Here is a 21,733-nt window from a genome sequence, read left to right on the forward strand (position 1 = left end):
ACATGCGGCAGGCACTGCGCGGGCTGACCACCAGAGGGCGGGCCTTCGTCGCAGCCGGGATCACTGCTTCCTTGTGCGCGTTGCTGCTCGGCCAGAAGGACCTGCTGCGCGTCGGCATCCTGCTGGTCGCACTGCCGATCGTGGCGGCACTGGTGGTCGGCAGGACCAGGTTGAGGCTGCAGGTCCGGCGCAGCCTGGCTCCGGACCAGGTGCCGGTCGGCGCACCCGCAACTGTTGAACTGGCCCTCAGCAACCAGGGCCGGATGCCGGCCGGGCTGCTGCTGTTGGAAGACCGCATTCCTTACGTGTTGGGGCACCGGCCACGGTTCGTGGTGGACCGCGTCAGCCCCAACTGGCGGCGTACGGTCACCTATCCGGTGAAGTCCGACGTACGAGGGCTGTTCCAGGTCGGGCCGTTGATGCTGACTGTGGCGGATCCGTTCGGACTGGTGGAAACCAGCCGGACCTTTGCCCGGAGCCAGCATCTGCTCGTGACTCCGCGGGTCTTCAGGCTGCCCGAGGTCCGCCTCGGCGCCGACCGGGCGGGGTCCGGGGAGAACCGTCCGCGGGCCATCGCCTCCGCTGGTGAGGAGGACGCCACCGTGCGGGAGTATCGCGACGGCGACGACCTCCGCCGGGTGCACTGGCGATCGACCGCGCGGCGTGGATCGCTGATGGTCCGCCGGGAGGAGCAGCCCTGGCAGAGCCGCTGCGCGATCTTCCTGGACGCCCGCACCATTTCGCACCACGGGCACGGGCCGTCGTCCAGCCTCGAGTGGGCCGTCAGCGCGGCCGCCTCGGTCGGCATCGACCGGATCCGCCGCGGGTATGTCACCACCCTGCTGGGCGGACCGACCACGCTGTCCGCGATCAGTCACCGCAGTTCCACCGCGATCCATCAGCCACTCACCAACCAGCAGCTGCTGACCGAGTGCGCGACGGTGGAGGAGCACAAGTACGCCGAGATCGGTCCGCTGCTGACCGTCGACCGGCACATCCAGGAGCCGAGTCTCGTGGTCGCGATCGTCGGAGCCTGCAACTCCGAGGACATCACCGCGCTCAACCGCTGGCGGACCAGCCAGGCGACCGGGGTGGCCTTGCTCCTCGACGCGGCCAGCTGGGCGGTCGGCGCCGAGGGCACCGAGAAGTCCGCGCGGCTGACCGCGGCCACGGACGCCACCGAGAACGAGCTGCGTCGCAACGGCTGGCGGGTCGCCAGAGTGCGGCGCGGTGACCATCTCCCCACCGCGTGGTCCACTCTCGGGCTGCGGAGCGGAAGGATCGCATGACCGGCCACGTCAGGATCTCCCTCGCCGCCTGGGGAGCGACCGTACTGGGGTCGCTCGTGCTCACGCCGGTCTTCTCCGGTCCGTTCCTGTTCATCAGCGCCTTCCTGTGTGGCGCCATCACCGGTGTCGGGATCCTGCTGCAGAACCTGCGCACCCCGCGGTTCCTCATCCCGTTCGTGCAGCTGGCCGTGCTGGTCGAGCTGATCTCGTTCTTCTTCCTGCGCGACACCCTGAAGTTCGGGCTGGTGCCGTGGCGCGAGACCGCCCTCGAGTTCAACCAGCAGATGGTGAACGCGATGGACTCGATCAACCGCTTCAGCGCACCGCTGCCCCCCGACTCGCATCTGACGTTGTTCGCGGTGTCGGTGATCGCGGCCACCGGGCTGCTCATCCACGTGATCGCAGTACAGATTTCCCAGGCCGCGTGGGCCGGGCTGCTGTTGCTGATCATGTACACAGTGCCGGCGGCGACCGTGCACGGTGGGTTGCCGGCGCTGCTGTTCATCCCTCCGGCCATCGGCTACATCGTGCTGCTGTCGGCCGAGGGACGGACCAGGCTCAGCCGTTGGGGCCGCCGGATCTCGGGGGTCTCGCACCTGGACGCCGCTGAACCGGTCGAGGCATCTGCGCTGGGACAGGCCGGCCGCCGGATCGGACTCAGCGTCGTCGCGCTGGCCGCGCTGCTGCCGGCCCTCCTCCCCGCCCTGCCAGAAGGCGTGCTCGGCAACGGGCTGGCAGGGTCCGGAGTCGGCGACGGCGCCGGCGCGTCGATCTCGGCGACCGATCCGATGCTCGACATGGGCAAGAACCTCAAGCGCGGCGACAACGTGACCGCGCTGACCTACACGGGCGGCCCCGACAAGGGCGTCTACCTGCGACTGACCGCGCTCGATCTCTTCGACGGCAACACCTGGCGGATCTCGCCCCGGCAGGACGGCCGCAAGATCACCGGCGACCTGACCCCGCCGCCGGGGTTCACCGGCGATCTGGGCAAGGTCCAGACCACCAAGATGCAGATCGACGTGAGCCGCAGCTTCCGGTCCCAGTTCGCGCCGGTGCCGTATCCGCTGCACTCGATCTCCCTGAAGAACCGCTGGCGGTACGACGTGAGCGCGCTGGACGTCGTCTCCTCCAACGGCCAGGTCGTCGGCGGCCAGAAGTACAGCCTGACGGCGTACGACCTGCAGCCGACGCCGCAGCAGTTGTTCGACAGCGTTCCCGGCGGTGAGCCGGACCAGTACACGAGCCAGATCCCGCGGTCGATCGACAAGCGGATCACCGCGCTCGCCAACGCCCTCACTAAAGATGCCAAGGGCAACCACTTCGAGCAGGCCGCGATGCTGCAGAAGTGGTTCCGCAACGACGGCGGATTCACCTACAGCACTGATGCCAGTCCGCAGAGCGGCATGAGGGCATTAAGTGCCTTCCTGTTCGACAACAAGACCGGCTACTGCGAGCAGTTCGCCACCGGGATGGCCCTGATGGCACGCACCCTGAACATCCCGTCCCGCGTCGCGATCGGCTTCCTGCCCGGTCAGGCCGGCAAGAACGGCGAGCACATCGTCCGGATGCACGACATGCACGCCTGGCCCGAGCTGTACTTCCAGGGTGTCGGCTGGGTCCGCTTCGAACCGACCCCGTCAGCCCGCGTCGCGAGCACGCCGACCTGGACCGACTCGGCCGGCACGGTCACCGAAGCGCCGACCACCGCCCCGACCACTGCGCCGACCACCCCGGGCGCGGCCGAGTCGCCGGACATCAGCAAGCCGCAGAACCCGCGCGACCTGCCGGGCGGCGACAGCGGTGCCGTGATCGACACCGGCAACTGGTTCACCAACGGGGGCGGCAAGGCGATCGGCGTGACGGCCGGCGTGATCCTGCTGCTCTGCATCCCGTGGCTGATCCGAGCTCTGATCCGACGCAAGCGGTTCGCCCGCGCACCAGGACGAGCAGGGGTCGAAGGCCTGTGGGCCGAGATCCGAGACACGGCACGCGACCTCGGCCTCGACTGGTCCGACACCGCGACCCCGCGCCAGCTCGGCGAGTGGCTGCTGTCGAAGGTGCCCGAAGACGCCCAGTCGCAGGCGCTGAGGCTGGCCCGAGGCGTGGAAGCAGTCCGGTACGCCGGACTCTCCGATCTGCAGGTGGACCTTCGAGCCGAGGCCGCGACGGTCCGCAAAGCCTTGTGGAACCAGACGAAACTCACGCGTCGCTGGCGGGCCCGGCTGCTTCCGCCCTCCTGGCGCTGGTACCTCAACCGAGGCAGCACCGAAGCCTCGGACCTCCTGGACGAGTTCGACCTGGCCTTGGCCCGCCTGCGCTCGTTCGTACTCCCCCACCGCTCGGGCCGCCACGCCAACTAGCCCAGGTCGGTACCAGCAAGCCCCGCCTCGCCGCAGCCGATACCCAGCAGCTCCCCGTCACCTCCGAAGTGGCGGGGAGTTTGCCATCCCGCTGCCTGTGAAGCAGCTGAACCACAACGGTCTCACCACCTCTCAGGCGAACTAGTGCGACAGCCGTAGTTCGTGATGATGCCTTTCGGCAGGGGCCGCGGAGGGCTGGGTGGGGTGTGGCCCTGACCAAGAGTGGGGACCTGGGACAGGTAGTCGGGACCTTGAACACGTTATTTCGTGTCCGCGGTCCCTGTTTGGTGTTCAAGGTCGCCGCTTCGGGACCGTTGACAGCCCGTCCCCGCAACATCACAAACTCCGGCTGTAGTCCTCGCTCGCCTGAGCGGCGTGATCCCTATGGGCACTCTGCTCCTGAGGCGGCCAGAACGATGTGAGCAGCCAGGACGGACAGCTCGGTGAAGCCAAGGCGCCTGACAAAGGGCGCCTGGAAAGATCGCCGGGCAAACAAAGGGCGTCGGGCAAAGGGCGTCGGGCAAAACCAGAACCACACCCGGCGCCTAGGGCGTGGGTGTGGTTCGGTGCGTGGTCAGATCAGCGGTGGGGACCCGTCAGAGGTCCTCGTCGCGGCGCCTGCGCCAGCGATCTTCCATCCGCTCCATGAAGCTGCCCGATGACTCGTGTCTGGTCCGGTGGCGTTTGGACTGCGGCGGAGGCGGCGGGATGTCGTCGGCGTCGCCTGCGTTGCTGATCCGCTTCATGCTCAGCGCGGCTATGTAGAGGCAGGCGACCATCACGACGAAGCCGATGACTCCGATGATGGTGTTGGGGATGATCGCGCCGGCCATCAGTATGACGATGCCCAGCACGAATCCGACGCCGGCAAGAATTGCCCGGCGCTTGTAATACAAGCGCACATTGGTCCCTCGCATGGCGGAAACAAACTTCGGGTCTTCCGCAGCGAGGGCGCGTTCGAGCTGTTCGAACTGGCGCTGCTCTTCTTCCGAGAGGGGCACCGTCGATCCCTCCATGGTGAGCGCGATCTCGATAGGCCGTCTTCAGTCTAGGCCGCCGTTGCCGCGCACGAAACCCTGACTGCCTGTCCCGCGCGTCACGGTACGGCAACTCCGCGCTGTAATCGCCCCTGAAACCCCGCTCGACACCCCCGACTCACCCTGATTCCACCCCCGCCACACCGTCACCACCGCGTAATCCCCACCCGATCACCGCACGCCACGCCCGATCCCGCATTTCGTCACCACCGCCCTGACCGCCACCCCGCACCACCGCCCCAGCCGCCACCCCGCACCACCGCTCCGGCCGCCACCCCGCACCACCGCCCCGGCCGCCACCCCGCACCACTGCCCGTAACCACCCCAGCGCCGACACGCCGCTGCCACGGACACCCCGCGCCACGCGCACCAAGGCCGCGAACAAGGTCGGGTCCGGCGCCGGTTTCGCAGGCCCGGTTTCGCAGGCCCGGTTTCGGAGGGCCGGTTTCGCAGGCCCGGTTTCGGAGGGCCGGTCTCGCGGGATGCGACGCGGTCAGCGGGTGGCGAGGATGTGGAGTTGGGTGGCTACGGCTCGGAAGGCGGGGTGCTGGCTGGCGGCTCGTTCGAGGTCAGCCAAGGCTTCGGCGGCGCCTGGCTCGGAGTCGACGAAGGCCGAGGGGACGAGGTCGGTGAAGGTGCGGACGCCGTGGATGGTGTGGACCATGAAGCCGGCCTCTGCGAGGAGCGCGGTGATGCCGGCCTCGTCGAAACGGCGCGGCATCGGATCGGACGGGCCCCACCGGCCATCCGCATCCTGCAGCGCCACTCGCGCCTCGGCAAGGTGTCCCGCGAGAGCTCGCGCCAGCACCACAGCGTTGCGCTGGGCAACCAACAGACTGAGTACGCCGCCCTCACGCAGGACCGACGCCATCGCCTGGAGCGCCTGGGCGGGATCGTCGACCACCTCGAGGACTCCGTGGCAGAGCAGAGCATCCGCACTGGACTCCCCCGCCAGACCGGGAAGCTCAGCAGCATCGCCTTGCACACCGTGGATGAGCTTGCTGACGCCTTCGTCACTGGCGCGTCGATCGAGCGACGCGAGCGCATCAGGGCTGGGATCCACCACGGTGACGCGATGGCCCTCGACCGCCAACGGCACGGCGAATCCCCCGGTGCCGCCACCGAGGTCGAGGATGTCGAGTCCGGCCCCGGGGTCCGTGCGCGCTCGGCCGGCCAGTGCTAATCGCAGGGCCTCGGCGACCAGCGCCGTACGTACCGAGCGACGACGTCGGTCGACCATCGTGAATGCCCTCCTCGGCTACAAGTCCGCTGCGGGCAACACCCTACTTCCCACCCCGAACAAGACGACGCCACGTCCGCGACCGCAGGAGCGCCAGGTGGTCAGCTGGCTTGCATCCAGGGCTGGGCGAGGACTGATTGGGGGTCGGAGGATGCCGGCAGGACTGGCTGGTTCGTCAGGCGGAGGCTGGACTCCACCAGGTCGTAGAAGGTCTCGACGGCGCGGACGAGGTCGTCGGCCTCGCGGGTGCTGACGGCCCGCTCGAGGCCGGCCTCGGCGGCGGCTCGCTGGGTGGCACCCGCGGCGAAGAAGGTCGCCCACTCGCCGAACTCCGGAGCAACCTCGGCGAGCAGCACCCAGGCATTGCGCTGGATCCGTCGCCGCGGCCCGGAGCGCACCGGACGAGCCCGCACCGCGAGAACCGCGGCGGCCACGCGAAGCGCAGCCACGTGGGCACTCGAGTACCTGATCAGGTGGTCGTCAGCCTCGCGCGCCTCGGCCAGCGCAGCACGTGCGCGGGACAGCTCGCGGCTTGCCGAACCAGCGGCTGCCGGTGAAACCGGTGAAACTGTCATCGGTCCGTCACCCTCTCCAGTTGCCAGCGACCGGAATCCGGGTCGTGAGCGAGATCGAACATCTCCCGCCGACCGTGCCGGCCGCATCCGGCCTCCACTCGGAAGACCGCCCGCTGCGGCCCCCAATCCCCATCCAGCAACCCAACTGCCGCGGAGGATCCCGCCACCGCCGTCGCAGTCGCCACGCCGACACCGGAGCCGATCACGCCGCGCTCCCACCAGGCGGCGGTCTCCACCCACTGAGCCTCGACGGAGCAGACCCGCCACAGCCGGCCGCGCCACAGGAACTGCTCTGGAGTCTCGATGCCGTCCACGACGCCTGAACGCACCTCAACGGCTTCATCGAACTCCCACATGCTCCATCGCCTCCGGTGCGCGAACTTCTTCCCCTGGTCAGCGGCCCGGTGGGTGGGTGCCGGGTGGGGGTCGAGGTCCACCACGGCGCCCGGCCCACCGGGACCACCGGTTACCGATGCGGCCGCAACTCCGCACCGGAGCCGTCCAGCTGCTCCGCTCGCCGTCGGCCGGCCTCCCGACGAAGCCGGGCCGAAGGCAATCGAACATCTGTTCGAACAATGGAAGCGTAGCGTTGCCCGCCGACAAACGTCAACGGGCCGTCGGACCGGGCGGGTTTCCGCCGGCCGCTCCTCGGGACACACTGACCGAACAGCCCCGAACCAGCCGGCTGATCCGCCGACCGCCGTGGCCGCAGCGCTGCCGCTGCCGCTGCCGCTGTTCCAGCCGTAGCGGCGCTTCACCGACGAAGTCGTCGATGAAGCGCTTCCAGGCGCCGGTGGCATGTCCATGACTTCATCCTCACCGGTGCCACCGACAATTTCCGGCGACCCCGGCAGCAGGCAACCAGAACTCGCCCGAACTAGGGTCGGGCCATGTCAGCAGATCATGGCTTCGTCTCGGCGCGGCAACTGAGCGCCGGGTTCCACGACGATGTCATCCGCCCGCTGCTCAGCGAAGTTCCTTACGCAGCCGGGTTGCTGGGTTGGGGCTCCGACGTCCTCGGCTACGACACCGCGCGGTCCACGGACCATGGCTGGGGACCGCGTCTGCATGTCCTTGTCGATGCCGATCAGGTCGAGCGGATCACCAAGCTGATCGACGACAACTTGCCCGAGCAATACCAAGGTCACCCAGTCCGATTCGGCTGGGACGCCCAGGAGCCGGTCCACCACATCACGGTGAGGACCGTGGGTGACTGGCTCAATGATCAGGTCGGCAGGGACGTCAACCAAGGCATGACCGCCGAGGACTGGCTGATCACCCCGCAACAGCAACTGCTCGGCGTCGTCGCGGGACCCGTGTACGCCGACGACGGGCGCCTGCAGCGAGTCCGCGATGAGCTGAGCTGGTATCCGGACGACGTCTGGCGCTGGATGCTCACCTGCCAGTGGTCGCGGATCGCCCAGGAGGAGGCATTCGTTCAGCGCACCGCGGAAGTCGGCGACCACCTCGGCTCGCGCATCGTCGCCGCACGCCTGGTTCGCGACGTGATGCGACTCGCCCTGCTGATGGAACGTGCCTACGCGCCGTACACGAAATGGCTTGGTACTGCGTTCGCGCGGCTCGGGCATGACGATGGGCTCGACGTGGAACTGCGGAACGCGCTCGCCGCAGGCACTCCAAAGGATCGCGAGCACGCGCTGACCACGGCGTACGAGAAGGTTGCGCGCAGGCACAACGCGCTGGGCATCACGGAGTACGTCGACCCCGAGCCCAGGCAGTACTTCGACCGGCCGGCGATGGTCCTCGATGCAGGGCGGTTCGTGGCGGCTTGTCGTGCGACCGTCGAGGATCCCTGGCTTCGAGAGCTCGAACTGGTGGGCTCGATCGACCAGTTCGCGGACAACACCGATCTGCTCAGCAATCCCGCGGTCTACACGAAACTGATCGCGATCTACCAGAAGTAGGGTTCCACCGCGTGAGTACTCATCCCAATGTCCAGCGGGTAGCCGATGCCCTGGCCGCGGCCGGCGCCACCGGCGAGATCCGGATCCTCGACGAGGCGGTCCCGACCGCGGCGGCCGCGGCGGCCGAACTCGGCTGTGAGGTCGGCGCGATCGCGAACAGCCTGATCTTCGACGGTGACGGTTCGCCGGTGCTGATCCTCACGTCCGGCGCGCACCGCGTCGACACCGTGAAGGTCGCCACCGAGCACGGCATCGGCAAGCTCCGGCGCGCCACCCCGGAGTTCGTCAAGGAGCACACCGGCCAGTCGATCGGCGGGGTCGCGCCGGTCGGGCACCCCGCGCCGGTCCGCACGCTGGTCGACACCATGCTGGAGGAGTACGCCGAGGTCTGGGCCGCCGGCGGCATCCCGCACTCGGTCTTCCCGACCACCTACAAGGAACTCCTCCGCATCACCAACGGCACCCCGATCGCGGTCAACTGAATCTCGAATATCGGGGTAGTGCGGATGGGCTACCCCGGACCGGGTCGCCCAGGCTGTCGACCACCGACGTGCGTCACCCCCAGAAGCGACTGACCGGGAACGGGCGATCCGGGGTGCCATGGAGGGCAGAAGCTGTCCCGGCCGATCGAGGAGGGCCACCATGGCGCGTCAGACCGCGGACCTCGAGGACGAGTTCGAGACCGAGTCCGAATTCGAGACCGAGTCCGAATTCGAGACCGAGTCCGAGTCCGAGTGGGAGGACGAGTGGGAGGAGGAGTCCGAGTCCGAGTACGAGTCCGAGGAGTTCTTCCCCGGCCTGGGCGGCGTCGTCAACGCGATCGGCGGACTGCTCGGCGAGGAGGAGGGCGAGTGGGAGGACGAAGGCGAGGAGGAGTCCGAGGACGAGGCGTTCCTCGGGCTGCTCGGACCTATCGCCAAGATCGCCGGCGGCCTGCTCGGAGGGGGTGGCGGTGGTGACGGCGGGGGTGGTGACGGCGAGTACGAATTCGAGGACGAGGCGGAGGCCGAGGCCGAGGAGTTCTTCAAGAGGCTGAGGGGCGTCTTCCGCAAGGCGGCACCGTTCCTCAAGACGCTCGCGAAGACAGCCGGCCCGCTCGTCGCGACCGCGATCGGTGGGCCCGCCGCGGGCGCGGTCGCCCGCGCCGTCACCTCGCAGCTCGAGGGCGAGTTCGAGATGGAACTCGAGGTCGAGTTCGAGGAGATGGCAGTGGCGCCGCTGGCGCCCTCACAGACCTTCGCGGAGTACCTGGCGGCCCAGGCCGCGGCCACCGAGTCCGAGGCCGAGGCCGAGGCCCTCGGTGGCGCCGCGGCGTACGCGGCGATCAGCCCCGACGACCGGCGCGAGCTCGAGCGACTCCTGCCTCACCTGCTACGCGGCGCGGCGACGATCACCCGGATGCTCCACGGCAACCGGAGCACACGCCCCGCGGTGCGGATGGTCCCGGGGATCGCCGACGGCGCGGCCCGGACGATCGCGAAGCGGATCGCAGCGGGCGAGCCTGTCGGCCCGGTCGAGCTCGGCCAGGTGATGGGCGCCGCGACGACGCAGGCGCTGATGCCGGGCACCGCACGGCAGGCCGTAATGCGTAGGCACGCCCGGGGTCTCGCCCGCAGCCGCCGGCGCTATCACGGTCAGGGCCGCCGCGGGTACAGGGGCCGTACGAGCGGTGGGCGCTACCCACGCCGCCCGCAGACCGCAGGTGGCCGGTACGGCGTGGGCCGCGCGAGGACCGTTCGGCGCCAGCCCGTCCGCAGCCGCACCGTCGGCGGCGGCCGCGTGCCCCGCCCGAGGCCCGGGTTCGTGCGGATCACCACCCCGCTGCGGGTCCCGCCGAAGGCCGGCCGGCCGGCCCGCGTGGTCCGAGTGGTCAGCGACGTCCGGGTTCCCCGCGGCGCCGTCCCCGCCGGCCGGCCTACGAGCGCCGCCGGCCGCCGTGCCCGATAGCCCGGCGCCCACCAGCACATCGACGTCCGAACCGAGTGGAGGGACGACCATGGCGTCCGCACTGAACCGCAACTACCCCGAGATCCAGGGCGAGTTCGAACTGGAGGACGAGTTCGACACCGAAGACGAGTTCGAGGCCGAATTCGAGACCGAGGACGAGAGCGAGTTCGAGGCGGAGGACGAGGACGAGGACTTCCTCGGCGCGATGGGCGGCATCGGCAAGGCGCTGAGCGGCCTGCTCGGCGGCGGTGGCGACGGCGAGTACGAGGTGGAGTTCGAGTTCGAGGTCGAGGCGGAGACCGAGGAGGAGGCGGAGGAGGAGTACGAGGACGAGGCGTTCGTCAACCCAGTACGCCGGATCTACCCCGACGCCGAGCTGATGGCATACCTCTCGACGAAGGCGGCGCAGACCTCGAACGAGGCCGAGGCCGAGGCGTTCTTCGGCGCGATGGTCCCGATCATGTCCAAGCTCATCCCGCGAGCCGCGGGCGTCCTGGCCCGCAACGCCCCTGCGCTGATCCGCGGCACGTCGGCTCTGGGCCGCCGGCTGCGGCGCAACCCGGCGACGCGCAAGTACGTCGTGGCGATGCCGGTGATCCTCCAGCGGACTGCGCAGAGCCTGGCGGACCAGACGGCGGCGGGGCGGCCTGTCACGGCCGACACGGCGATCGCGACGATGACCCGCATCGCAGGCCGGGTACTGCGCACGCCCCCCGAGCGGGACCGTGCTGTGCGCGCGGTGAGCACGTTCGACCGTCGCTACCGCCGGCGCAGCCGCAGCCAGTCCCCTGGAGCGACCTCGCCCCGCCGTCGGCGCCGGCAGGCCCCACCACGAACCGCGCGGCGCCGCCCGGCGCGGCGCTGACGACCGGCAGACACCGGGATCCCGGAGGGGAGGGGACGATGCCGTACCTGACGGACCTCGCGGGCGTCGCCCGCAAGACCAGCCTCGAGGTGATCGAGGTGCCCGCCTGGGAGACCCGGGGTCGCGGCGAGATGAGCGACGTCCGCGTGGTGGTCTGCCACCACACGGCGACGCTGAACCGCACCGCCGACATGCCCTCACTCGACACCCTCATCAACGGACGCCCGGACCTCAGCGGGCCGCTCTCCCACTTCGGGCTGTCCCGCTCCGGGAAGGTCTACGTCATCGCCGCCGGCCGCTGCAATCACGCCGGGACGGTGCAGAACCCGTCGTGGAGCAACAGCCATGCCATCGGGATCGAGGCGGAGGCGACGGGCACCGACGCGACCTGGCCCGAGGTCCAGGTGGCCGCTTTCGCCCAGCTCTGCCGCGTGCTCATCGACCACTTCGGGCTGGGCGTCTCGGCCGTGCTCGGGCACAAGGAGGTCGCCGATCCACCCGGCCGGAAGATCGACCCCAACTTCGACATGGCCGAGTTCCGCGCACGGGTCAGCGCGATCGGCGGCACGCCTCCCCCCGCGCCGACTCCCGCACCGGCGCCAGCGCCGGCGCCGACGTCGACGTCGTCCTGGCCGACCTGGCTCCCGTCGCTGCCATGGTTCGAGGGCGAATTCCTGAACGGCGCCAGCGGGGCCACTCCGGTCGTGCGGCCAGGCGCCGCGCGCGCCCGGCAGGACGTTCTCCCGGTCTACCTGTCCGGCCAGGCGCTCAACGTCCGCCGGCACCTGAATGCTCTGCGCGACTTCCGCCGGGACGAGTTCGGCACGCAGCCGGCGCGGCCGAGCGAGGGTCACGTGCAGGCGGTGAACGCACTTCTCACCACCCTGCGGGGGCCGCTGAAGACCGTGGTCGAGCGGCTGGATCGCGCCTCGGATGCCGCCCAGGCGCGGCCATCCGAGACCCGGATGGGTCTCGCGATGGAGCTGAAGACCCAGGCGCACGACCTGGTCCGCGCCACCGAGCGGGTCTGGGACTTCTACTTCGAGCTGTTCGGGCAGCGGCAGAGCGCGTTCGGCGAGTGGCTGGACGCCTGCGACCGGATCACGCTCGACTGCTACCAGCACGTGTTCATGCATCTGGGCAACGAGCGCAGCATTCCTTCGCCGCCGCCGTTCTGCTACATGCGGACCGGCTTCTCGCCGGCCACGTTCCGCCGCGGCATTCCGCTGCGTCGGCTCGGCAGGCAGCTCAACCCGTTTCCGCTCGTCCAGCTGCCTTACCACCGGATGGTCAACCCCTGGACGATGGGCGCGATCCTGCACGAGGTCAGTCACAACCTGCAGAACGAACTGCAGCTCGAGCAGGCGGTGCCCTCGTCGATCGCGCGGCGGTTGCGCGCGGCCGGCCTTCCCGAGCCGGTGGCCGCGGTGTGGGTGCGCTGGAACCGCGAGATCTTCGGCGACATGGTCGGCTGTCTGCTCGGCGGCGAGGCCTTCGTCGCCTCGCTGATGGACGTGATCGGCCGGACGCCGGCGCAGAGCCTCGGCTATTCGCCACGCAGCGTGCACCCGACGCCGTACTTGCGCACGTTCCTCTCCTGCGAGCTGTTGCGGCGGATGGGGTTCCCGGAGCGCGCCGCGGAGTTCCGGCGGGCGTGGTCGCAGCTGTACCCGTCCACCCACGGGTCGGCGCTGCCCCCGAAGCTGCTCGCCACCGCGGACAGCGCGATCCCCGCGGTCGTGGAGGCCGTCTGCTACACGCCCTTCCCCGGCCTCGGCGGCAAGGCGCTGCGCGACGTCATCTTCTTCGAGCCGCGGCACCAGACGATGATCGAGGAGGCAGGGCGCCGGCTTGCGAAGGGCGTCGACCCCGGCGTCGTGCCGGAGCGGTTCCTGATCGGCGCTGTGCGCTCGGCGCTGGACCAGGGCCAAGCGGAGCCTGACAAGCTGATGCGCAACTTCTACGTCCAATTGGCCAGGCGGTGATCGCCGTGACCGTCGACGACAGCCGCGCGGCGCTGCAGGTCGCACTGCGGGACCTCTGGCTTGCGGTGGCGGAGCTCGTCCTGAACACCAACGACGACCAGCCGGAGGAGAGCGACCTCGCCTCCGCCGAGCACGTCGCGCAGCTCGCCGTCGAGATCCAGGGCCGGCTCGCGGAGGCACTCGCCCGATTCGACGGCAGCCCACCCGCGAGCGTGGAAGAGGCAATGCGCGAGCTGTGCGACGTCGAGCGGCTCGTCCGCGAGGCCGGCCTCATCTACTGGCGGGACCTGCGTGCGCACGGCCCCGTCTCCCAATTGCGCGGCTCCACCAGGCGTCGGGGCGGCGCCTGGCCCTCATGGTGGTCCGGCGTCGAGCAGAGCCTCGAACGCTGCGAGGAGCCGCTCGTCGCCGCCGGCCAGGCGGTCGGCGCCGCATGGCACGAGCTCGTGACCCCACCGCCCACCGATACGACCAGGACGAACATCTCCAGGAGGTCGTCGTGACGAACGACAAGTTGCAGCAAGGGCTCCCGGTCGTCGAGGTCGACCAGGCCTTCCCGCTGATGACGACGGACGGGGTGGCCCGCCCGTCGACCTCGACCGGGATCACAGGCGACCAGGGGCCGGCCGTGAGTGCGGCGATCCGGGACGTGCTGGGCTGGCGGCCCCGCGTCCAGGACCCCAAGGCCTTCTCGGCCGCACTCGCGGCGTCCTTCGAGCTGTCGGTCGTCGAGGACCACGTCGTCGCCAAATACGTGCCGCGCGGCGTCGCCGTCCAGGCTGACCTCGGCGGTGTTACGGGCGGCCAAGCCTCCTTGTACTTGCGGGCGAAGGCGGCGCACGAGCAGATCACGCGGATGCTGGACAGCCTGCAGCCGCTGCGGACGGACGCCGATCCGCAGGACTGCGAGGCCTACCGCGGCCTGGTCCGTGACTCGGTCCGCCGGATAGTCCTTGAGCTCGGTCGCGAGGGCGGCCCACGGGTCCCGCTGGTGGACTCCGCGTTCTCCGTCCTGACCGGCTTCCAACCGACCACCGCGACCGCCCCGATCCCGGCGGCCACTCCAAGGACCCCGTCGATGTCCCCGTCGGCCACTCCGAGGCGGAGGGCTGCCGGCGGGTCCACGCCGACTCCTGCGACGGCTGGGCCCCCCACGCTCTCCGCGATCTTCTGGCCGACGTCATCGGTCTCGACCTCCGGCACAGCGGTGGGCTCAGTGCCCACGGCCTTCGCCGAGATCGACCCGGACAGCGTGCCCGGCCAACTGGGCGCGCTTCGCGACCGCTTCGGCCTGGACGATGACCACGTGAACACCGTGGACGAGGAGAAGCAACGGACGAGCTTCTGGACGCTCGTCGAACTCATCACGGACCTGCAGCGGTCGTGGGACACCCGGCGGCAGGACTTCACCCTCGGCGCTGGAAGCGGCTTCCTGGGCACGGACCTCGTGCAGATCAGCCGGCTGCTCGCGGCGGCCTCGGAGCAGGTCGACGAGTTCGAAGCGGTGCTCGACTCCGTGCTCGTCTCCTCGGCCGAGCGCCAGACCGTCGTCCTCGACCGGGGCACCGGGCTCACGCTCGACGACCTCGTGCAGTGGCTGCGGGTCTTCTTCACCGAGGACGGCCCGAACATCATCCGGGACACCGGCCGCGACGGGCTCGTCTCGTCGTTCACCCCGACAGCCGCCGCACTGCTGATCAACCTGCGCGACAAGCTGGTACGTCGGCTGGTGCCCTGCGGCAGTGCGTCGTGCGCCAGTGGCTGCCACTGCGGCTCGCGCGGGCAGGTCACGTGCATCCCCCTGGGCTGCTGCACACCGCTACCTCCGGGGATGTACGCGGGACGAGTAAAGATCGCCGTGTCAACGCTCTGCGGACTGGTGGAACGGTTGACGGCCAAGGCGATCCGGATCGGTCGATTCGCCGGAGTCGTGCTGCTGGACCTCTCCGTAGTGCCGTTCGACGACGACACCGACTCCGACGACAGATTCGTCCGGGCCGAGGTGCGCGGCCTGCACCTGCGCCCGACCTACATACCGGCGTTCGTCGCCGACGACGGCAACCCGGCGAACCTCGCGTCCCTGGTGCTCCCGCTGCAGGGCAGCGCGAGCGCGGACGACGACCATCTGTCGGGAGTCTTCCAGCGAAAGGCGCTGCCGAGCGCGCTTCAGACCCTGCTGGATGGGGCGGGCGGGCGGGGCGTCCTGATGGCCGCGAGCGATGTGCCCCTGGCGATCATCGACGGCGAGCTCGGGCGTCTGATCCAGGGCCCAACCGTGACGACGTGGCCGAAGCTGCAGCCGGCGGGCGTGGTCGCCGGTGACAACGGTCCGGACGACTGGGACGACATCCCGCCGAACCAGCGGTTCCTCCCGCAGTCCCCGGCCGACCCCGTGGACCCCGAGGTCGTGGACAGGTGCCTGGCCGACTGCGGCGACGACTGCGAGGACTGTGACTGCGGCTGCCACCTGCTCAAGGTCGCCAAATCGGGCCTCTCCCGCCTCCGCGGGATCGTCAAGGACAGGGACGTGCAGGCCAGGGCGAGCGACGTCGGCAAGGATCTGAGTAGCTCCCGTAGCAGCACGCCCCAGACCCTGCGGTCGGTGCTGGAGGGCGACAAACTCACCAACCTCATCGACGCCGTACTCGCCGCCGATCGGCACTACGCCGAGACCGAGGCAGCCGAGACCCGCGCCGCTCGCGCCGAGGCCGAAGCGAACGAGGCAGCCGAGGTTGCGGAGGCCCGCGCGGATGCGGCGGCGGATGCTGCCGAACGTGCGAGGAAGGTCCAGGCCGAGGCGGTCGCCCGACGCGAGGAACTGCGCTCCGGGCAACTCGCCGCAGGGGCCGAAACCTCTGCCGGCGAGCCGGAGCAGACCTGGCCCGAGCAGACCTGGCAGAAGCCGACCGAGACCCCGCCCACCCAAGCAGAGCAGACCCAAGCCGAGCAGGCCGAGGCAGAGCAGGCCGAGGCAGAGCAGACCGAGGCAGAGCAGACCGAGGCAGAGCAGACCGAGGCAGAGCAGACCGAGATGGAACCGATCGAAGGGGAAGGGCCCGGTGATGAAGAGCCGGTGTACGCCAGATCCGAACGGGAGCTGTCTGCGTTGGATCGGCTGCGTGCGCTCATCGACCAACTGCCCGGCACGAAGGAGATGCGGGTCAAGCAGATCCAGACCAGCCAAGAGGTCCGTCGTTTCGTCGTAGCGGCACTGCGTGCGGATGAAGAGGCGCAAGCTGACGGCAGCGACCGCTCGGACGAGAAGGAGCAGTGACATGCTTTCCGAACGGGATTATCAGGATCTGCTGGATCGCATGCAGGCGTTGCGGAGTCAGGTATCCGAGCGTCTCTCGGGAAGCCTGGTGTCGAATCCGGCCCTTGCCGAGGAGATCAACCGCCAACTCGAGGATCTCGTCCAGGCGGCGCGCGCCGCGGATGCCGCCGGACCGAAGCCGCCGGACCGTGGCCTCGCCGAGCTGGTCGGCGTCGGTCCCGATGCCGCGCAGCAGTTCGGCGACGTCAAGATCCCGCAGGGGGTCATGGAGTACGACGAGAACGTCAACTCCGAGCGGGTCGTCGCGGTCGGAGATCTCTACTACATCTACCAGCACGAGCGGATCGGCGTGTTCCGAGTCGTACAGAAGCTCAAGGAGCTCTTCGAGGGCGGCGCGATCCGGCTGTCCGGCGGCGAGGGTGCCTACAAGCTCTACCAGTTCGACCGACGCGACGTACTGCGCTACACGAAGAACGACCGGGTCGCCGCTTACCGCCGGGTGCTCGGCTACGGTAGCGGCCTCGGCGCGGGGCAGAGCCGGCCGAACACCGACTTCCACATGCTGTTCTCGCACTTCGTCAACCAGGTGACGCTGTTCTGGCGGGACAAGCGGATCAGCGACGTGATCCGGGAGCGGGCGCTGGACCCGAGCTTCGGATCGATCGCCGTGGTCCGCCGGGCCGGGCTCGACCTGCGGAACAACCTGAAGTTCACGTCCTACGGCCACCTGAACGTGTTGCGGGTCGAGGTCATGCAACTGCTGGAGGAGTGCTTCGGCATCCTCGGGTCCAAGGACGTCAAGGACCTGTTCGGCGCGGCCAACGCGTGGGACGTGGTCGACGAGGTCCTGATCCGGTACTTCGACGTGCGGCTGCAGAGCAGCCCACGGCAGCGGATGGCGGTCAACGGGCGCGAGGTACTGCGCTGGCTGTCCGGCAACCACGTGATGGAGACCGGCCGCGGGCAGTTCGAGTCGCTGCTCATGGAGATCGCGGAACCGGCCGAGGAATGGCTCACGTCGGCGCAGGCGATGAGCCTGGCCAAGCGAACGGGCACCGACCGGGTCATGCCGTGGGAGCAGCTGGGCCAAGCAGGCGTCGCCGCTCGGTACGGCGAGCGGTCGCCCGCGCAGATGCCGCCTGCCGCGCGCGGCGGCGGTCCGATCTACCCGCGCCGCAACGGCCTGGGGACCTACCGCGGCGGGCGAGGCGGCGTCCCCGCCCGGCCGCGCCGGTGAGAGGTGACGTCGCCCTCGGTGCTCGCCGCCGCTCGGCGGTGGAGGACCGACCGGCTGACCGAACTGCGTGCCTGGCTCGCGATCCCGTCCGTCAGCGCTGACCCGGCGCGGGCCGCGGACGTTGCCCACGCGGCCCGGTGGCTCGCGTCGTGGCAGAGTGCCCACGGCGCGAGGGTGGACGTCCGGCCAACCGCCGGAGGTCGGGACGTCGTCCTGGGGTACTGGCCGGCACCGCCGGGCGCGCCGCTAGTAGTGATATACGGCCACTACGACGTGCAGCCCGCCGGGCCGAGGTGGTCGTCCGACCCCTTCAGTTCCGTGGTCCGCTCCGGCGTGCTCTACGCCCGCGGCGCCGGTGATGACAAGGGACAGCTCTTCGCCCACCTCTGCGCCCTGGACGCGTGGCGGCAAGCTGGCGTCCCTCCGGTGCAGGTGCTGGTGATCGCGGAGGGCGCCGAGGAGGTGGGCAGCCCGGGGTTCGATGCCGTACTGCGCCCGCTCGCCCGGCGGGTTCGGCCGGTGGCCGTGGTCGTCTCCGACACCGAGCGGGACGACGACGGCGCGCCCACCGTGACTGTGAGCCAGCGCGGCCACCTCGTCGCCCGGCTCGAGGTCGACACCGGTGGACCGGACGTGCACCCCGGTCGGCTGGGCGGCGCCGTGGTGGATCCCGGCCTGGTGCTGGCCAAGGCGCTGCTGACACTGCACGACGAGCTCCTCCCCACCCTCGGCGCCCGCCCTGCGGACGCCCTCGGCGCACAGCCGCGCATGCGGACGGACGGCGTACAGCCACGCACTCGCACGGATGCGGCTGTGGCGCGGGCTGCGGGCGGGCGGGCCATGACCGGACCTGGGATGGATGAGCGGATCACAACGCGCGGCGCGCTCAGCGTCACCCGGCTCACCGCCGGCGCGCAGGGCAGCGCAATACCGGCTCGGAGTGCGGCGCGGATCGACCTCCGGGTGCCGCCGCGGGCGGACCCGGCCGATGTGCTGCTCCGCGCGCGCCGGCTGCTCGACGGGCTCGCCCCGCGCGGGACGACCGTGCGGCTGCATGTCATCGCCGCGACACCGGGGCTGGAGACGATGCCGGATGCGCTTACCCGGCGGGCAGCGGAGGAGGCGTGCGCGGTGGGCTTCGGGCGCCCACCGGCTTACGTGCGGTCCGGCGGCACCATTCCCGCGGTGGGCATGATGGCCCGCACCTTCGGGATTCGCCCGCTCCTGCTGGGTTTCGGGACCCCCGGCGGTAACGCGCACGGACCGGACGAGGCGATGGATCTGGCCGGCTGGGCGGCCGGCGTCGACACGTCCGCGGCACTGCTTTCCGCACTGGCACCCTCAATTCGTGCCGGTCCTGTATCCGCGCGGCTCCAAAGCGATCACCATAAGGGGAGCCGATGGGTTCGCTCCGGCGCTCCCCTGGCGCGCATCGAGGGGGAGGAATGATGACCGCGACAGCCGTTCCGACGTCAACCGGGCGAGACAGCCCTCCCGGCGACCCGCCCCTGGAACCCCTGGCCGCGAGAACCGCGGAGCCTGCGGACACAGCACTCCTCCGGCAGCGCGTCATCGCCGCGCTGCGGGCGATGACCATCCAGGTCGAGCTGTGCGCCATCGACGCGACGACGACCGAGAACGGCGTATCCGTGATGTTGGAGCACGACAACGTCCGGTGCGTGCTCGTCATCTCCCCGCAGGTACCCCGGCACGCGCTCAGCCCGCGCGAGCTGCAGATCGCCCGGCTGGTCGCGGACGGCGCCACCAACCGCGCCATCGCGAGCTCGCTCGACATCAGTCCCTGGACCGTGTCGACGCACATGCGCCGCATCTTCACGAAGCTCGACGTGTGCAGCCGGGCCGAGATGGTGGCGCAGTTCTTCGGCAGCGGCGACTCCGGTCAACTCCGCTAGAACGCCGGTACAGCGGTGTCGGGCAGCTGACGAAGCCGTCCAGCAAACTGCTGGACGGCTTCGTCTGACCTGCGGTGGATGCTAGTAGGCCAGCTTGAGGTCTACGTCGGCAGCGCGGACGTAAGCCATCCGGTGGCCGAACCAGATCTGGTAGTAGCGGTCCTTGCCGAGCACCTGGACGTGGTCCGCCGGCGGCTGACCGTCGAACGACACAGCCCGGTAGTAGTCGGTCTCGATGTTGGCGTCACCCACTGGGTAAGCCTGGCCCGCACCGATCGTGTACTGCAGCGGTGTCACCGTCTGGTACGGAATACCCGCCGGGTAAGCGGCCTGCTCCGGGTAGGCCCGTCCATAGACCGGCACAGTGGTCTTGCCCGCCTTCGGCTTCACCACCAGCCCCGGCTTGGCGAAGGCGTCCGGCGCAGAGGCAGGACTCTTGAACCAGGCAAGAGCGCCCAAGTACCAGACGGCTACCCAGTCACCCGACCGCTGCGCGACCACGTACTGCGAACCGGCCGCAGCGCGTGCCCCGATGTCCGACACGCCGGTGGTGCTGGAGGTCGACCCAGGCCGCAGTCCGATGTCCTTGACCAGCGGAGCCGCGTCGTCCGGAGCCTGCCGGAGGTAGACGAAGTTCGTGCCCTGCGGAGCGCAGGTGCCGTCCGTGTTGCAGCCGGTGACGACCTGCACGTTGTCGGAGAAGCCCGGCTTCACCGTGACGATCGTGCCTTCCTTGACCGGGAAGACGCTGTGCCCGTAGATCGGCGCGCCCAGCAGGTCGAAGTAGTGCTCCCAGTCCCAGTACGGTCCCGGATCCCAGTGCATGCCCTTGACCGTCGAGGGAATCGTCCCAGGCACCTGGTCGTGGCCGATGATGTGCGCACGGTCCAGCGGGATGTTGTTCTCCTTGGCCAGATAGCGGACCAGCCGCGCCGAGTTGCGGTAGAGCGCCTCGGTGTACCAGGTCGCGCCCTGGGCCGCGAAGCCCTCGTGCTCGATCCCGATGCTGTGCATGTTCACGTACCAGTTGCCGGCGTGCCAGGCGACGTCCTTCGCAGCCACGTGCTGCCAGACGTGCCCGTCGGACGAGCGCATCGTGTACTGCCAGCTCACGTACGTCGGGTCCTGCACCAGATTGAGGGTGCCCTGCCAACCACCCTCGGTGTCGTGGATGAGGATGTAGTCGATCTTGCCGGTCTTCGGCCGGTTCGCCAGGTCGTGGTTGCCGTAGTCACCGCCACCCAGATCTTGGTAGGGCGCCGGCAGCGACTCGCAGCCGAGGTCGGCCGGGCACTCCGTCGCTGCTGCCGACTTGGGCGCGGCCGGCAAACCAGTTCGAGCCAGTTGCGCCTTCGCCGGAGTCACCTTCAGTGCCGGCATGACGATCTGCTGGCCCGTGTTCGTAGTACGGGCCGCGCCCTGCGCGAGGATCGCGTAGACGTCGTCTGCGAAGCCCGAAGCTCCTGTCCGGTCGGAGGCCCCGGCGTACGAGCCCACAGCGCCGTACCAGTCAGCAGCGGAGGTGTTTGCACCGACCGGCAATCCCAGCGAACGCTGGTAGGAAGCCAGCAGTGCGGCACCACCGGCGATGTTCGCGCTGGCGTCGTTGCGCAGCGCAACCGCGTCCAGCCCGGTCAGCTCGGCGGCCTTGTAGAGGGTGCGGAGCGAATCGGCCTTGGCCAGCTTGCGGCCGCCCGACAGGTCAACGGCGGCAGTCGGGTCGACAGCCGTGAGGTGCATCGGGCCATAGCCGCCCGACGTGCTCGCCTTGCCCTGGTGGTCGTCCCACCGGGTCTCGGCGTAGGACACAGCAAGCAGCACCGACTCCGGTACTCCGTACTGTTGCGACGCCGCCTCGAATGCTGAGGCGGCAGCCGCGGACGACGGTCCCGGCGCGGAGGCGACCGCGACAGGTGGACCGCCGGACGACACGCCGGTCACTGAGATGGGCAGCGCTACCGCTGCCAGTGCGGCGAGAATCTTCGAACGACGACGCATGATTTGATCTCCCTGACCCGTCTGGGGTTGCCCGGGCCGTTGGTCACACAGACCAGCAGCCCGTTTACTTTGAGTCGTGGAGATC

At 69.8% G+C, this 21,733-nt stretch carries 17 protein-coding genes; 12 read left to right on the forward strand and 5 right to left on the reverse strand.

Going from position 1 to position 21,733, the window contains the following annotated elements:
* Positions 1-2 precede the first annotated feature (2 nt).
* Positions 3-1,289: a DUF58 domain-containing protein gene (locus ABD210_RS26340; RefSeq protein WP_344114812.1), complete on the forward strand. Its 1,287-nt coding sequence runs from the start codon at positions 3-5 to the stop codon at positions 1,287-1,289.
* Positions 1,286-3,652 (forward strand): transglutaminase TgpA family protein, encoded by a 2,367-nt coding sequence (locus tag ABD210_RS26345; RefSeq protein ID WP_344114814.1) that lies wholly within the window; start codon positions 1,286-1,288, stop codon positions 3,650-3,652. Before ABD210_RS26340 ends, ABD210_RS26345 begins: the two co-directional genes overlap by 4 nt.
* 596 nt (positions 3,653-4,248) lie before the next feature.
* Here ABD210_RS26345 and ABD210_RS26350 read toward each other — a convergent pair.
* From ABD210_RS26350 to ABD210_RS26365, 4 genes are all read right to left on the reverse strand, one after another.
* Positions 4,249-4,653, reverse strand: coding sequence for a DUF3040 domain-containing protein (locus ABD210_RS26350; protein ID WP_344114816.1), 405 nt, complete (start codon positions 4,651-4,653; stop codon positions 4,249-4,251).
* A 529-nt stretch (positions 4,654-5,182) separates the two neighbouring features.
* On the reverse strand, positions 5,183-5,929 hold the full coding sequence (locus ABD210_RS26355; protein ID WP_344114818.1) for a class I SAM-dependent methyltransferase: 747 nt from the start codon (positions 5,927-5,929) through the stop codon (positions 5,183-5,185).
* A 101-nt stretch (positions 5,930-6,030) separates the two neighbouring features.
* Positions 6,031-6,504 carry an SAV_6107 family HEPN domain-containing protein gene (locus tag ABD210_RS26360; RefSeq protein WP_344114820.1) on the reverse strand — a complete coding sequence of 158 codons (474 nt, stop codon included), beginning with the start codon at positions 6,502-6,504 and terminating at the stop codon, positions 6,031-6,033.
* Positions 6,501-6,860 (reverse strand): DUF6504 family protein, encoded by a 360-nt coding sequence (locus ABD210_RS26365; RefSeq protein ID WP_344114822.1) that lies wholly within the window; start codon positions 6,858-6,860, stop codon positions 6,501-6,503. Before ABD210_RS26365 ends, ABD210_RS26360 begins: the two co-directional genes overlap by 4 nt.
* 534 nt (positions 6,861-7,394) lie before the next feature.
* Between ABD210_RS26365 and ABD210_RS26370 the strand changes: the two genes are divergently transcribed.
* The 10 genes from ABD210_RS26370 (at position 7,395) to ABD210_RS26415 (ending at position 19,650) form a co-directional block, all read left to right on the forward strand.
* The gene (locus tag ABD210_RS26370) at positions 7,395-8,429 is read left to right on the forward strand and encodes a DUF4037 domain-containing protein (protein ID WP_344114824.1); all 1,035 of its coding nucleotides are present in this window, start codon (positions 7,395-7,397) and stop codon (positions 8,427-8,429) included.
* A gap of 11 nt (positions 8,430-8,440) precedes the next feature.
* Positions 8,441-8,911 carry a YbaK/EbsC family protein gene (locus tag ABD210_RS26375; RefSeq protein WP_344114826.1) on the forward strand — a complete coding sequence of 157 codons (471 nt, stop codon included), beginning with the start codon at positions 8,441-8,443 and terminating at the stop codon, positions 8,909-8,911.
* A gap of 160 nt (positions 8,912-9,071) precedes the next feature.
* Positions 9,072-10,376, forward strand: a complete 1,305-nt coding sequence (locus tag ABD210_RS26380; RefSeq protein WP_344114828.1) for a hypothetical protein — start codon at positions 9,072-9,074, stop codon at positions 10,374-10,376.
* Positions 10,377-10,425: 49 nt separating this feature from the next.
* Positions 10,426-11,241, forward strand: coding sequence for a hypothetical protein (locus ABD210_RS26385; RefSeq protein WP_344114830.1), 816 nt, complete (start codon positions 10,426-10,428; stop codon positions 11,239-11,241).
* A 38-nt stretch (positions 11,242-11,279) separates the two neighbouring features.
* On the forward strand, positions 11,280-13,226 hold the full coding sequence (locus ABD210_RS26390) for an N-acetylmuramoyl-L-alanine amidase (RefSeq protein WP_344114832.1): 1,947 nt from the start codon (positions 11,280-11,282) through the stop codon (positions 13,224-13,226).
* A 5-nt stretch (positions 13,227-13,231) separates the two neighbouring features.
* Complete coding sequence (locus tag ABD210_RS26395; protein ID WP_344114834.1) at positions 13,232-13,729, forward strand: hypothetical protein; 498 nt, start codon at positions 13,232-13,234, stop codon at positions 13,727-13,729.
* Positions 13,726-16,500 carry a hypothetical protein gene (locus ABD210_RS26400; RefSeq protein WP_344114836.1) on the forward strand — a complete coding sequence of 925 codons (2,775 nt, stop codon included), beginning with the start codon at positions 13,726-13,728 and terminating at the stop codon, positions 16,498-16,500. Before ABD210_RS26395 ends, ABD210_RS26400 begins: the two co-directional genes overlap by 4 nt.
* 1 nt (position 16,501) lies before the next feature.
* The gene (locus ABD210_RS26405; protein WP_344114838.1) at positions 16,502-17,737 is read left to right on the forward strand and encodes a hypothetical protein; all 1,236 of its coding nucleotides are present in this window, start codon (positions 16,502-16,504) and stop codon (positions 17,735-17,737) included.
* A gap of 3 nt (positions 17,738-17,740) precedes the next feature.
* Positions 17,741-19,186, forward strand: coding sequence for a M20/M25/M40 family metallo-hydrolase (locus ABD210_RS26410; RefSeq protein WP_344114840.1), 1,446 nt, complete (start codon positions 17,741-17,743; stop codon positions 19,184-19,186).
* Complete coding sequence (locus ABD210_RS26415) at positions 19,186-19,650, forward strand: helix-turn-helix transcriptional regulator (protein ID WP_344114842.1); 465 nt, start codon at positions 19,186-19,188, stop codon at positions 19,648-19,650. Before ABD210_RS26410 ends, ABD210_RS26415 begins: the two co-directional genes overlap by 1 nt.
* An 81-nt stretch (positions 19,651-19,731) precedes the next feature.
* On the opposite strand, the gene ABD210_RS26420 is transcribed toward ABD210_RS26415, so the two are convergent.
* A complete protein-coding gene (locus tag ABD210_RS26420; RefSeq protein WP_344114844.1) occupies positions 19,732-21,648 on the reverse strand; it encodes an N-acetylmuramoyl-L-alanine amidase in 1,917 nt (638 codons plus the stop codon).
* Between the last annotated feature and the right edge of the window lie 85 nt (positions 21,649-21,733).

Source organism: Kribbella alba, from assembly GCF_039529635.1.
Classification (GTDB): Bacteria; Actinomycetota; Actinomycetes; order Propionibacteriales; family Kribbellaceae; genus Kribbella; species Kribbella alba.

Bases quoted from the DNA above. Each gene is read 5' to 3' on its own strand.
- ABD210_RS26340 (WP_344114812.1), top strand. From the start codon at position 3: ATGCGGCAGGCACTGCGCGGGCTGACCACCAGAGGGCGGGCCTTCGTC.
- ABD210_RS26345 (WP_344114814.1), top strand. From the start codon at position 1,286: ATGACCGGCCACGTCAGGATCTCCCTCGCCGCCTGGGGAGCGACCGTA.
- ABD210_RS26355 (WP_344114818.1), bottom strand. From the start codon at position 5,929: ATGGTCGACCGACGTCGTCGCTCGGTACGTACGGCGCTGGTCGCCGAG.
- ABD210_RS26360 (WP_344114820.1), bottom strand. From the start codon at position 6,504: ATGACAGTTTCACCGGTTTCACCGGCAGCCGCTGGTTCGGCAAGCCGC.
- ABD210_RS26365 (WP_344114822.1), bottom strand. From the start codon at position 6,860: ATGTGGGAGTTCGATGAAGCCGTTGAGGTGCGTTCAGGCGTCGTGGAC.
- ABD210_RS26370 (WP_344114824.1), top strand. From the start codon at position 7,395: ATGTCAGCAGATCATGGCTTCGTCTCGGCGCGGCAACTGAGCGCCGGG.
- ABD210_RS26380 (WP_344114828.1), top strand. From the start codon at position 9,072: ATGGCGCGTCAGACCGCGGACCTCGAGGACGAGTTCGAGACCGAGTCC.
- ABD210_RS26385 (WP_344114830.1), top strand. From the start codon at position 10,426: ATGGCGTCCGCACTGAACCGCAACTACCCCGAGATCCAGGGCGAGTTC.
- ABD210_RS26390 (WP_344114832.1), top strand. From the start codon at position 11,280: ATGCCGTACCTGACGGACCTCGCGGGCGTCGCCCGCAAGACCAGCCTC.
- ABD210_RS26405 (WP_344114838.1), top strand. From the start codon at position 16,502: ATGCTTTCCGAACGGGATTATCAGGATCTGCTGGATCGCATGCAGGCG.
- ABD210_RS26415 (WP_344114842.1), top strand. From the start codon at position 19,186: ATGACCGCGACAGCCGTTCCGACGTCAACCGGGCGAGACAGCCCTCCC.
- ABD210_RS26420 (WP_344114844.1), bottom strand. From the start codon at position 21,648: ATGCGTCGTCGTTCGAAGATTCTCGCCGCACTGGCAGCGGTAGCGCTG.